This window comes from bacterium (genome assembly GCA_016700035.1).
In the GTDB taxonomy this organism is placed as follows: Bacteria; Patescibacteriota; Saccharimonadia; order CAILAD01.
The window spans coordinates 628111-640745 of the sequence record CP064998.1; the positions used below are offsets into that span (position 1 = coordinate 628111).

At 43.4% G+C, this 12635-nt stretch carries 18 protein-coding genes; all 18 read right to left on the reverse strand.

The window, feature by feature from the left end:
• Window positions 1–99: 99 nt before the first annotated feature.
• On the reverse strand, window positions 100–1179 hold the full coding sequence (locus IPM44_03095) for a peptidoglycan-binding protein (GenBank protein ID QQS26683.1): 1080 nt from the start codon (window positions 1177–1179) through the stop codon (window positions 100–102).
• Window positions 1180–1374: 195 nt separating this feature from the next.
• Window positions 1375–1629: a glutaredoxin family protein gene (locus tag IPM44_03100; protein QQS26684.1), complete on the reverse strand. Its 255-nt coding sequence runs from the start codon at window positions 1627–1629 to the stop codon at window positions 1375–1377.
• Window positions 1630–1700: 71 nt separating this feature from the next.
• Window positions 1701–2711, reverse strand: coding sequence for an FAD-dependent oxidoreductase (locus IPM44_03105; protein QQS26685.1), 1011 nt, complete (start codon window positions 2709–2711; stop codon window positions 1701–1703).
• 18 nt (window positions 2712–2729) lie between these two features.
• Entirely contained in the window at window positions 2730–3023 is a 294-nt protein-coding gene (locus IPM44_03110) for a hypothetical protein (protein QQS26686.1), read from the reverse strand.
• Window positions 3023–4039, reverse strand: a complete 1017-nt coding sequence (locus tag IPM44_03115; GenBank protein ID QQS26687.1) for a carbohydrate kinase family protein — start codon at window positions 4037–4039, stop codon at window positions 3023–3025. The genes IPM44_03110 and IPM44_03115 overlap by 1 nt, the downstream gene beginning before the upstream one ends.
• 1 nt (window position 4040) lies before the next feature.
• Window positions 4041–5015, reverse strand: coding sequence for a carbohydrate kinase family protein (locus IPM44_03120; protein QQS26688.1), 975 nt, complete (start codon window positions 5013–5015; stop codon window positions 4041–4043).
• On the reverse strand, window positions 5012–6004 hold the full coding sequence (locus IPM44_03125; protein QQS26689.1) for a transketolase family protein: 993 nt from the start codon (window positions 6002–6004) through the stop codon (window positions 5012–5014). The genes IPM44_03120 and IPM44_03125 overlap by 4 nt, the downstream gene beginning before the upstream one ends.
• Window positions 5997–6875, reverse strand: a complete 879-nt coding sequence (locus IPM44_03130) for a transketolase (protein QQS26690.1) — start codon at window positions 6873–6875, stop codon at window positions 5997–5999. Before IPM44_03130 ends, IPM44_03125 begins: the two co-directional genes overlap by 8 nt.
• A complete protein-coding gene (locus tag IPM44_03135; GenBank protein QQS26691.1) occupies window positions 6872–7504 on the reverse strand; it encodes a hypothetical protein in 633 nt (210 codons plus the stop codon). The genes IPM44_03130 and IPM44_03135 overlap by 4 nt, the downstream gene beginning before the upstream one ends.
• Complete coding sequence (locus tag IPM44_03140) at window positions 7504–7971, reverse strand: RpiB/LacA/LacB family sugar-phosphate isomerase (protein ID QQS27373.1); 468 nt, start codon at window positions 7969–7971, stop codon at window positions 7504–7506. The genes IPM44_03135 and IPM44_03140 overlap by 1 nt, the downstream gene beginning before the upstream one ends.
• 12 nt (window positions 7972–7983) lie before the next feature.
• Window positions 7984–9000 (reverse strand): type I glyceraldehyde-3-phosphate dehydrogenase, encoded by a 1017-nt coding sequence (gene gap / locus IPM44_03145; GenBank protein QQS26692.1) that lies wholly within the window; start codon window positions 8998–9000, stop codon window positions 7984–7986.
• 80 nt (window positions 9001–9080) lie between these two features.
• A complete protein-coding gene (locus IPM44_03150) occupies window positions 9081–9425 on the reverse strand; it encodes a thioredoxin family protein (protein ID QQS26693.1) in 345 nt (114 codons plus the stop codon).
• On the reverse strand, window positions 9415–9885 hold the full coding sequence (locus tag IPM44_03155; protein ID QQS26694.1) for a vitamin K epoxide reductase family protein: 471 nt from the start codon (window positions 9883–9885) through the stop codon (window positions 9415–9417). The genes IPM44_03150 and IPM44_03155 overlap by 11 nt, the downstream gene beginning before the upstream one ends.
• Window positions 9869–10564 (reverse strand): thioredoxin domain-containing protein, encoded by a 696-nt coding sequence (locus IPM44_03160; protein QQS26695.1) that lies wholly within the window; start codon window positions 10562–10564, stop codon window positions 9869–9871. Before IPM44_03160 ends, IPM44_03155 begins: the two co-directional genes overlap by 17 nt.
• A gap of 36 nt (window positions 10565–10600) precedes the next feature.
• Window positions 10601–10864, reverse strand: coding sequence for a hypothetical protein (locus tag IPM44_03165; GenBank protein ID QQS26696.1), 264 nt, complete (start codon window positions 10862–10864; stop codon window positions 10601–10603).
• Window positions 10857–11486 carry a hypothetical protein gene (locus IPM44_03170; protein QQS26697.1) on the reverse strand — a complete coding sequence of 210 codons (630 nt, stop codon included), beginning with the start codon at window positions 11484–11486 and terminating at the stop codon, window positions 10857–10859. Before IPM44_03170 ends, IPM44_03165 begins: the two co-directional genes overlap by 8 nt.
• A gap of 124 nt (window positions 11487–11610) precedes the next feature.
• Window positions 11611–11787, reverse strand: coding sequence for a 50S ribosomal protein L33 (gene rpmG / locus IPM44_03175; protein ID QQS26698.1), 177 nt, complete (start codon window positions 11785–11787; stop codon window positions 11611–11613).
• A gap of 37 nt (window positions 11788–11824) precedes the next feature.
• On the reverse strand, window positions 11825–12619 hold the full coding sequence (gene xth, locus IPM44_03180) for an exodeoxyribonuclease III (protein QQS27374.1): 795 nt from the start codon (window positions 12617–12619) through the stop codon (window positions 11825–11827).
• Window positions 12620–12635: the final 16 nt, after the last annotated feature.

The window sequence follows — 12635 nt, forward strand, 5'->3', positions numbered from 1 at the left end:
ATTATGCTGTTAGTGGAGGGAAAAATAAAGCCCCTTTGGTTGAATTATCCAGGGGGCTTTATTTAGTTTAGTTATTTGATATACCAATGTTTCTACTAACTAGAGTGTACAACCTTGTTTAGCAGCTGGATCAGAACAGTTATTGGCCTGGACTAGGCGAGCCCAAGTTCTGGGACCAGTTATACCATCTTGTGGTAGACCTGTTCTTTGCTGGAATAGCTTTACATTATCAGCAGTTTTTTGACCATAGATACCATCTACATCTATGGTATAGCCTAACTGTTTAAGTTTTAGTTGAATCATCGAGACACAGAAGTTTTGATTACCAATACCATTGTTCATATTGGCGCAGTCTGGTGTGTTAGGAGCGGGGGCTGGAGGGGCAGGAGCGGGGGCTGGAGTACTGAGGCTGGCATTGGGTTGGGTGGGGGCTTGGGCGGGAGGGGCGGGCGGGGTATCTAAGCTAGCATCACTAGGGCCAGAACTAACCGCGACGTATGAACGATTTGCCGACGAAATATAGAAGGCCTTATCTCTGTTGCCAGCCTTTATAGAAAAATCTGTATGAGCATAAAAAGTTATATATCTAGGTGTATTCCTTTGTGCATTGTTTGCGGGTGCTGGAATATTAGCACAAATTGTGAATCCATTATTACCTGTGCTATATTTTTCAACATTTTCACCATTAATAACAGCCGCCGCCCTACTATATAGTACGTCTTGTCTTAAGCTATGCATTGACGACTCATCATTGATATAAACCGCTCTGATTTCCCATTTGTCAACACTGGCGTATTTTGTCACTCCATTAAAGCAGTATCGTGCATTATGATCTACTTTCGAGTTTATATAAAGATATACCTGAGAGCCTGTAGTATATCCTTCTTTATATTGTGACTGTATAACATCTCTCCCATTAGATAATGTGTCGCGAGTACCTACGTAAGACCCTCTAAACCCCATTTGTCCGGTCTGCCACGAATAATCAGCCCCCGCCTGACTCAACCGCACAAACAAATAGCCTAGAGCTACAGCTAATACGGCTACAATGACTATGGCTATCTTCCAATTAAACTTACGTTTTTTGTTTAGAGCACTAAGGCCAGCTATCCGACTCTTTGATTTAGATTTGGTAGATTTAGTTAATGTCTTTTTAGGAGTTGATGCTTTAGCAGGCATTGTAATTATGTTCCCTTATTCTTTATTTAAATATTTAATGTATTAATGCTTATGCTTATGCTTATGCTTATGCTTAATTTTAGCTGAACTGTAGTTGGACTGTCAAGCGTTTTTAGAAATTTCTAGAATTCAACCTGCACAAAAAATAAATCTCGCTTAGTGCGAGATTTAAGACTATTTTTTATGAACAGCTAGCTAGCGCGCCGATAAAGCCGCATCTAGCTTGGGTTTATCAAACCCAATAATAATCTCCCCGCTGATGTCCGTTACTGGCACACCCATTTGCTGAGACTTATCGATCATCTCCTGTGCCTTTGCCGGATCAGCCATCACATTGACTTCTTCAAAAGCAATACCCTTCTCATCTAAGTAGGCTTTTACGTGCTTACAGAATACACATGTCGGTGTAGTATAGACAATTATTTTATCTTTTGCTGTTGAGTCAACCATATTTTTAATCTCCCTATAATCACCTACATTATACAATATATTCTTATCTATTTTAACCCTAAAGTGGCCGATTACGGCTGAGCCGATAGCCACTTAGAGCAAGTAATCGCTGCTTTTGCGCCTTCACCAGCCGCAATTATAATTTGCTTTTCTTCAACATTAGTGGCATCACCGGCCGCAAAGATACCTGTTTGAGAAGTCATATTCTTGCGATCAATAATAATCTCACCTTCTTCATTTAAATCAACCACACCCTTCACGCTGCCAGTTGCAGGAATTGAGCCAATCTCAATAAACACCCCTTCCACCGCCAGCTCTTTATCTAGCCCAGATACAGAATCACGCAGACTAATTTGACGCACAAATTTATCGCCCGAAATAGTAAGTACTTGGGTGTTATTGAGTACTCGAATATTTGGTGCGGCAATAGCTTTTTCAATCATCACTTCATCGGCAGAAAGCTCGGGGGTAATATTGATAATGGTAATTTCTCGTGCTAGTTTTTGAACCGAGATGGCGGCATCTAATGCAGAATTTCCACCGCCAATGATTGCTACCGATTTACCTCGAAACAGCGGGCCGTCACACCAGGCACAATATGTTACACCCTTATTTAAGAACTCAGCTTCGCCGGCAATACCAAGTTTACGTGGAATTTTCCCGGGAGCTAAAATAACTGACCGAGACGAATATTCACTACCATCGCCTAGTTTTAAGGAAAAACTACCGACTACCTTTTCAATATTTGTAACGCCCTGAGTGACAAATTTTAATGTAATCTCATCAGAGAATTCTTGTACATGATCCTGAAAATGCTTAGTTAGATCGGCGCCAGTAACCATAGAAAATCCTAAATAATTTTCAATATCCGAACTCCAAGCTGCCTGTCCACCCAAATCTTTAGTTAACATAATAACCTTAAGTTTTTTACGTGCGCAGTAAATTGCTGCCGTCATACCAGCCGGACCGCCGCCAACTATCGCCACATCATATAAACTATCACTCGACCGATCACTAGATGGCGAATGAGTTTGAGCTAAATTAGTCGCTACAGCGTCAGATGAAGTTGCTATTCCGCCCATATCATAAGCATTATACCACTAGTGTCGACGAAAAATTACCCAACTTATAATAGCTATTTCTACTGCCATCAACAGTGTCAAAGCTAGGAATAAAGAATCAAGATTAAGTTTGCCGCCACTAAGCATCACAACAAGTGCCCCGAAAGCACCAGTTAAAGCCAGTTGAAAAATAAATACTCCAACAAAATACAAGAGATACTTCCACAGAAATCCCGCCTGCCAAAACTGAGCTCCTCGTTTTTTCATAATAACTGGAACCGACCACAATAACATGATCGCCACATAACCCAACACTATCCTAAGAGCATTCATTAATTTCTATATTCTTTTGGCTCGTAATCCTTCGGTGCACTCTTTAATAGGGCTTCTAGTTTTGATTTTGAAAGCAAGCCGGCCTGTGCCCCAATGTCCTGCACTACACTCATAGAATTTATTGGCCCCCACTGCATTGCAGTTTTAACATCGCCATCACTATAAATTAAGCCAGCTACAAATGTACTGGTATAAGCATCGCCAGCACCAGTCCGCTCAAACGGAGGCTTGGGATCCGGATAGTTGCGCATCTGCCAAACTGTTGTGCCATCCGATGCGTAGCTACCCTTTGGACCATCGGTAATCGCCACAATCCTCGCCCCTTCCTTGTGAATAGCGTGAGCAAGCTCGGCGATATCATCTGTATTTTTACCAGTCATCATCTGAGCTTCTTCTTTATTTACAACAAATAACTCGGTATGTCGCATCAAATCCTTAAGTTCGGCAAAACCTTTACGCATCTGAAATGTACCAGGCTGAAAAGCCAACTTCACATCCGGGTGCTTCTTGAGGTATTCAACAATTTTAGCGTGCACCCCCCAACCTGCCTCACCTAAGGAGCTCAAGTAAATCCATTTAGGCGTATCTTCAACTGGAATATGTGGCCACGCATAAGAATACGTCTCGTGCTTAATTAAAATTGTCCGATCGGCATCATACCACAGCACAAAATGAAAGTTACTGGCCTTACCTTTATGCGCGTCAATATACTGAGTTTGCACCCGATTACCCTTCAAGCTTTCTAGCATTTTCTGACCAATATCATCTTGCCCCATATTGCTATACAGGCTAGACTTCAGACCCAGCCGAGCAAAACTAACCGCTGCATTTGGACTATTCCCAACGCCATGCACCGTAACCGCATACTCAAATGGAATCTTAGAACCATATGTCATACACAGCAAGGGATGCTTATCTTTAGCATCTTTTTCTATTTCAGCCTCAGCCGGTAGTAGCCGTATAAATGAGTCTGATACTATATCTCCCACCGCTAAAACATCAATTCTGTGTGTCATATTATTCGCCTCCTTTATCAAAAACACTTATGTCTATCTTCATTATATCGACTTCTGTATTGGAAAGAATACCAATTCTAGTCCCCAAATAAGAAATCACCGACGTAGCGTTAGCTGATGCAAAGCTAATTGCCTGTTGCATAGTTTTACCTTGAATAATTGACGCAATCAAACCCGAACCATAAGCATAACCAGCTCCACTACGATCGACCACCGCAACCTTCTTATATAAACCAGCCGTATACACATAACTACCATCAAGAATTGTTGCACCATTCTCCGAGTCGGTAATAACCACCGTGTGCAACCCTTCGCTACGAGCCACAATTAACATTCCATCAATTACTTCTGCACCAAACAAAGTTGTCGCCTCACGTCGATTAAGAATTACCACATCAACTCGACTCAAAATATTTAGCAGTCGCTTTGGCTTAGAGAGTTCCAGGGGTCCAGGGTTTACTGCCACTCGAACATCATGAGCCTCGGCCCACTTTACCAAGCGATTTAATACCGTTAGATCACCACCAAGTGATGTAATATAGAGCCATTTTGTAGATATTTTCGTTAAATCAAAATCTTTCGTTCGATATTCATAACCGGCTCCGCGATGGACAAACGTGGTGTCTTCTCCATTGGGGCCCTTTAGTATCAGTGATAAGCCAGTCTGATGACCCTTATCTTGAACTAGCAAAGAAGTAATACGTTCTTTTGCAAGGCTAGCACTAATTTCTTGACCCGACCCATCAACACCAACCTTTGCCATGCACGCCACCTTTAAACCAGTCCGGGCAAATGTAACGGCAGAGTTTGGGGCACCACCACCAATATCTGTTGCAATATCCGGCAAATCAATCTTAGTATTTGCCGGTATCACAATTACCGGTTCACCATCTGAATTAAAGGCTGCAAAATCTTTAGAAATTAGATAAGTATCACGAGTGGCCGTACCAACCACAACTACATCAAACTTCTTCACTTTTTATTCTTTCGCTTGAGTACCTGCTTGGCAGACTTTTCTATAAATGGTGCTGTTAGTCGATAATGCTCCCATAGTTCAGCTACCGTACCAGATTGGCCAAAGCAATCATGTATGCCAATCTGCTCCAATGGAGCTGGATATTCTCCGCTTAATAGTTCCGCTACAGCTCCTCCCAAACCACCAGCAATTTGCGCTTCTTCAATCGTCACAACAGCCTGTGTTTTTTTAACACTAGCTAGTATCGTTTCGGTATCCAGTGGCTTAATAGTTGGACAATTAATGACCGTTGCCTGAATGCCAGCCTTAGTTAATAATTCAGCCGCCTTTAGAGTCTCATAAGTTAGCGGACCAGCAACAATCAAAGTAACATCTTCACCTTCTCGCCAAACATAGGCCTTGCCTAGCTGAAAGGGTGAGTCCAGAGTAGTAACAGTTGGGCTCTTTTCACGCGCCAAGCGCAGGTACCCCGGCTTACGAGCATGCGCCAGGGCCAACGTAGCCTTACGCGCCTCGTGTTCATCGCATGGAACCACCACTTGCATATTAGGTAAAGCTCGCATAATCGCAATATCTTCTAGCATCTGGTGCGTGCCACCATCTGGACCAACCGATACCCCAGCATGCGATCCAACTACAATAACGGGCTGTTCATTCATGCAGATTGCCACCCGAATTTGATCGAAATTTCGGCCCGGTGAAAAGGCAGCATAAGAACTAACAAAGGGTGTTTTACCGACAGCTGCAAGACCAGCCCCAACAGCAGCCATATTCTGTTCAGTAATACCGACCTCTACAAATCGTTCTGGATATTTTTTCATAAATGACTCCATTTGGGTCGACTCAGTTAGATCAGCACACAGAGCAACCACCCGCTCATCCTGATCGCCAGCCAACACCAGCCCCTCACCAAAACCTTTACGATTTGGTGCATGCTCTAGCATCTCAGTAAAGAGTTGCTGTGATAAATGATCGCTATATTTACTCATGCTCACTCCGTATCTTACCGCGTAAAGTTCTTAGCTCCTTTAACGCAACTTTAGCTTGCTCAGCTTGTGGCGGATCTCCAGCTACATCCTTTAGGCCAGGCGGTATGCCATGCCAGATTGGCTCATTTTCCATATAATCTACCCCTTTACCAGGAATGGTATGGGCAATAATAACTGTTGGTCGCTCAAAAATTGCTTGAGCGTGTTCACAAGCTCCAACAATTTCAGCAATATTATGACCATCAATCTCTAAAACATGCCAGCCAAATGCCTGCCACTTCATCGCCAGTGGCTCCAGAGGCATAACATCTTCGGTAAAACCATCGATCTGAATATTATTACGATCCACAATAACTGTTAAATTATTTAGCTTCTTAGCCGACGCAAACAAAGCTGCTTCCCAAATAATACCTTCGTTTAGCTCACCATCACCAGTTAAACAATAAACTCTCTGTTTTGCGTCGTTCATCTTAAAGCCCAAAGCCATACCAGCAGCCTGCGGTAAACCAATCCCCAATGGTCCGGAGGTATTTTCTACGCCCGGCAAACAAATCCGCTCTGGGTGACCTTGCAGGCGTGTACCAAACTTACGTAATGTTTTTAATTCGGACTTCGGGAAATAACCAACTTCCGCCATCGTGGCATACAAAACGGGGGCAATATGTCCATTCGACAGCACTACTCGATCGCGCTCCGGCCAATCGGGGTGCTTTGGATCGTACTGTACCACTTCATAAAATAGAGCCGTGAACACATCGGCCATTCCAAGTGGGCCAGCTGAATGACCTGAGCCAGCCTCCACCAACATAGCAATAATCTCCTGGCGAATTGTATTAGCCTTGAGCTCGAGTGCCTTAACAGAGTTTTTCATGTATTCAACACCTCCATAAGTTCATGATAACGGGTCAAGATATTTTCAGCCCCAAATAAATAGCTATTAGTATTCACTACGTCAAATTTGGCGCTGGCAATTTTTTTCAAACTCTCTGTGGCTACTCCGCCATCTAAGCCAACCTCACCGTCAAAACCTAGATCACGCAATTCGACCGCACGGCTTAATACTTTAGTCTGTAACTTTTGGCCGGCAAAACCAGCTGGATAGGCCATTACCAAAATATAGCTCAACCGATCAATAAACCCCGATAATTTATCAAGCTCAGTATCTGGATTTATTGCTACTCCAGCTCTAATACCGTTGGATTTAATCTTTTCTACTGCCCCAGCGACGTCTTCCGCTCCGTCATACTGCACAATAATCGTATAGGGCCTTAATTTAACACTTGGCGCAACATACTCCTTGGGCCGCTTCACCATCAAGTGAATGTCAACCTTGAGGCCAGCCGGTGGTTGCAGATCTTGAGGTTGGACAGTACGATTATCAACCAGCTCACCATCTATAATATCTAGCTGCACTCGATCAGTTAGCTGGCGAACTAACTGAAGCTTGCGACGACATTCAGCTGAGCTAGCCTCTAAAATAGCTGGTATTACTTTGGTCATTAATTACGCTCTTCCAAATCTGAAATTTGCTCAAGTCTTCGCTCATGACGCTCTTTTCCAGAAAAAGGTGTAGTAAGCCAAATACGGGCAATCGCGCCCATTTCAGACAAGGAAAGGTGGTCGGCTGGCAAGGATAATACGTTAGAATCATTATCTTCACGAGTTTCTTTTGCTACCGCCTGATTCCAAACTAAGGCAGCTCGTACGCCATCAATTTTATTGGCAGCAATTGCCATCCCCTCGCCAGATCGACAAACCAAAATACCCATTGAGCCTGGTTCAGCAACAACCGCTTGCGCCACACTCTCGGCAAATAGTGTAAAATCATCGGCTGGATCGAGTTGAGTTGGCCCCATATCAACGACCGTAAACTCCGACTGAAGCTCAGCCTTGAGTTGATTTTTGACCTCTAACCCACCATGATCGGCCCCTAAAAATACCTTGCTTGGTCGAAACTCCCCCTCCATACTCATCGCCTCCTACTTTAGCTTCTTACCAACCAATGCGACCAGCTCAACAAGCCGATTCGAATACCCCCATTCATTGTCATACCAAGCCACAACTTTTAGCATATTGCTCCCCACTACGTTAGTGAGCTTACTGTCCACAATTGAGCTGTGGGGATTACCGATAAAATCCGATGAAACCAGCTCTTCCTCGGTATAAGCTAAGACATGCCTAAAGCGTGGGCTTGCAGCTGCTTTCTTGAGTACCTTATTCACCTCCTCAACCGTCACATCTCGCTTAACCAAGAAGGTAAAATCTGCCAGCGAAACAACCGGAGTTGGCACCCGAACTGACAGCCCCTGAAATACGCCCTCCAAAGCTGGTAGCGCTTTAGCCGCCGCAATAGTGGCACCAGTGCTAGTTGGGACAATATTTTCTGCAGCATTACGACCTTCACGCAGGTCTTTTGACGGCGCATCTTGCAATGCCTGACTAGCCGTATAACTATGGGTGGTAGTCATCATGGCTTTTTCAATTCCAAAAGCCTCTTCAATAACGGCCGCTACTGGGGTAATACAGTTTGTAGTACAGCTAGCATTAGAGTAAACATTAAATTGCTTGATGTCGAGTGCATCTTCATTCACGCCAATTACATGGGTTGCCACCTGACTGTCATCACCCTTGGCAGGGGCCGATATCACTACCTTACGAGCACCCGCTTTAATATGCAAACTAGCATCTTCTCCTTTTACAAAACGTCCAGTCGACTCAATTACAACATCAATTTTGAGCTTTTTCCACGGCAACTTCTGCGGTTCACGCTCGGCAGTTACAATAATTTTCTTACCATCTACAATAATATGGCGCTCATCAAAATCAACATCATGACGATAGGCCCCATAATTGGAGTCATGCTTTAAAAGATGCGCCAAAGTGCGAGTATCGGCTAAATCATTAATTGCAACAATCCGAATATCTGGGCGAGCAAAAGCAATCTTAAACGCATTACGACCAATCCGGCCAAAACCATTAATAGCAATTCTAATCATATCTTGAGGCATCCTTTATTTATTAAAAGCACTTATGCTTCTATTGTACGGCCTACCTCTACTTAGGACAAGCGCATTGACTAAGACTGCGGCTTCTCGGCTTGCTTAGTGTGGGGCATACATACACCATCCTTGCATTCTCCGCCTTCAAATAAAATCTTTAGTTCTTCCGGATTATGTGCACCACACAACGCTTGGCCAGTTTGAGTATTAATAAAGCTTGGTACCGCCATAAAACCTCCACAGGCAGACTCAATCAACCCAGCATACTGTCGCATCTTCTTCTCATTCTCAGAATTATTCCAAACCTCAAGTTTTACTATCTCGCCACCTAAATCTTTTTCCAGCTGAGCTACTACCGGGCGCATTGCTATGCAGTGCGGGCAAGTTTCACCGTAAAATTCAATAATATGATTAAGATTCATCCTCATCCTCCTCTTTTTTCTTGCGACCAGACAGCCAATATATGACAGCAAAGATAAATATTAGAGTTGATGTTAGAGCCGAGAGTAAACAGTACTGACACCAGGCTCGCAATACAAATGCCTGAATCGATGTCAGCCCAAGCGAGCTAATAAATCCAATTGTTGACCAAGCTAAGATTGGCAGACGTCTAATTGGCTCTCGGTTTATAACGCTAAACATCACCAAAAATAGTACCACTCCATAAAAAACCACTCCCAACATCGCCACCGGAATACCCAAGACTGGCAACTCTGCAAACCGGCTCGTCAGAACTCGCTCGCAACCACCGGTAAAACTACACGTTAAGCCATCCCTAGTGTAATGCTCGATGGTTAAAATTGTCGCATCGATTAAACCAACGACAGATAGCAAGCCAAAAACTATCTGTGGCCAACCAAAGCGCCTACTGGCCTGTGCCATACGCTGCTTCTACTGCCTGCTTTATCTTGCCCTTCAAACCTTCTGCCCCTCCATCACTCCTCATATTGAACTCAACCCCATCAATAAAGATTGTTGGAGTTCCTTGTATACCAAGCTCCAAGCCAAAATCCTTATCTCGCTTAATCGTATCCTTGCCGGTTTCAGCATTGAGATCGCGTGAGAAATCATCTGTATTCAAACCGAGCTCACGAGCGTACTCAATAAACTTATCCTTAGGATCACCTAGCTCCGCCCAATCATCTTGATTTGCATAGAGCTTATCATGCATTTCCCAAAATTTACCTTGCTTAGCTGCCGATTCTGCTGCATAGGCCGAAACCATAGCATTTTTATGAGGCGATGGATAAAGTGGAAAATGCTTAAAGACCAGCCTGACCTTACCTTCATTTTCAGCTAGAATTTCAGTTAGAGTAGGCTCAAAAGACTTACAAGCTGGGCACTGGAAGTCAGCAAACTCCGAAAGTACCACTTTAGCATCGCTTGCACCACGACTCTGTCCCTGCTTAAGCTCTTCTTTCTGCTTATCATTTAATGTTTTGGTAGTTGGGCTAGATGATGGCTTTACGTCATTGTTTTCAGACATCGAAGCCCGCACAGCAAAAATAAGTAATGCAATAATCACAACCGTAAATAGAATGGGTATCAAATATTTCTTCATGTATTTGATTGTATCAGATTATCTACTTTAAGTGAGCTATAAATTTTCAAGATCTGAGGTTAGAGCATCAAGTTCCCGATCAATATCCGCATCATTGTTGGCCTCAATTTCTTTCTGATCAGCTTTAACCTCTTCAATTGACGCTGGTGCAACCGGGGTTGAAGACTCGGCTTTATTTTTGGTAGTAGTTTTTGCGGGCTGTGGAGCTACCGCCACAAAGATGAGCGCCCCAAGCACAACAAGTATTCCAATAATTATCAATCCTTCTATTATTCCAAAGCCCTTTTGTTTTCTATTCATTACTAGCTCCTCCCGAGTTAGATGCATTAGCTGGCTGTCTCTCAAATGCCTGGATTACTGCCGAAAGATAGGCCTTAACTGACTGACGATAGGCCTTAATAGATGTACGAAAAACCTGTACTTCGGCACGAATTAGCTCAGCCTGCTCCTTAGCATTATCATCCTGGCAGTTAAAGCCCTTTGCCGCGTCACGTATGGCATCGACAGAAGCCCCAACCACCTGGCGCTTTGAGGCAATATCGGCCACTAAAACATCGCCATTTGGTACGGTCAATCCTTTCTTACTAGCAAACACCTGAGCTCGCTCTAAGCGCTCTTGAATGCGCTCTCCAGCCCGAGTCGTTCGATCCTGCAATGCACTATATTTTTCCTGTATTTTCGATCGTTTCTGCTCACAGCGAGCTATTCTGGCCTGATCTTTCTTCTCGGTCTTCTTAGCTTTGGCTGAGTCGACTAAATCCTGCCGACGTTGTTGAGATTTTTCGCGCAAGCTTTTTATATTGTCTAAATTCTGCGCAGTATTTGATGCCGTACTGCCATGACCATGTTCAGTTTCGCTTTGATGAGCATTAGCAATATGGGGCGCAAAAACAAATACTGTGCCAAATAATATGCTAAACATTAAAAAAGATACTTTTTTCAATTTATTTTTTCTCGCTTATGCTTAAGATACTATCGTGCGGGTCAGCTCTTAGTCAAGCTACAAAAAAAGCCCCTCTTTATAGGGGCCTTGAGAAGCGGGAGGGCTATCCGCCGAGCTTAACTTTACTCTCAACGAATGTGGCAGTCTTGCGAATTTTAGGATCATACTTCTTCATCTCCAACTTATCTGGAGTATTGTGAGCACTTTTTCGAGTGTAATACAAAGATCCCGTTTCCGGGTTTTTCAATACTACAATTTGCCTTGCTTGCTTTTTTGCCATAACGATTACCTATTCTATCAGATAAATATCGCCCTGTCTAGATATCGAGCGTCAGACTTACCGGGCAGTGATCTGAGCCCATCACTTCTGGATATATTTCGGCAGATTTAACTTTGTCTTTTAAAGAATTTGAAACTAGAAAATAATCTATCCGCCAACCAACATTGCGAGCTCTAGCACCACCAAAGTTACTCCACCAAGTGTAGTAGCCATTTCCCTCATAAAACATCCTAAAAGTATCTACAAAACCGGTATCGATAAGATTTTGAAAACCCTCTCGCTCTTCTGGTGTAAAGCCAGCATTTTTAACATTATCTTTTGGTCGAGCCAGATCATCTTCGGTGTGAGCAGCGTTAAAATCACCACAAAACACCACTGGTTTTGTCTTTTCAAGCTCTACTACATATTCTAGAAATGCCCTATCCCAATGCTGATGCCGAAACTCCAAACGCGATAAATCTCGCTTAGAGTTTGGCGTGTAAACTGTTACTAAATAAAATTTGTCATACTCAGCGAGAGTGATACGCCCTTCATTCTCGGCATTACCATAACCATCGGTGAGCTGATATTTATTGGCAATATTTAACGGTAAGCCATTCATAATACTGAGGGCTGGCTGCTTAGAAAATATTGCTGTCCCCGAATAGCCAGGTCGCTCAGCCGAGTTCCAATACTCGGTGTAATCAGCTAAATCTATTTCAGCCTGCCCCGGCTTAGCTTTGGTCTCTTGCAGACATAAGACATCTGGTTGATGTTTTTGTACAAATGGTAAAAACTCATCCTTGCGCAACACGGCGCGAATACCATTGACATTCCAGGAGAATAACTTCACTTCTGACATACTGAAT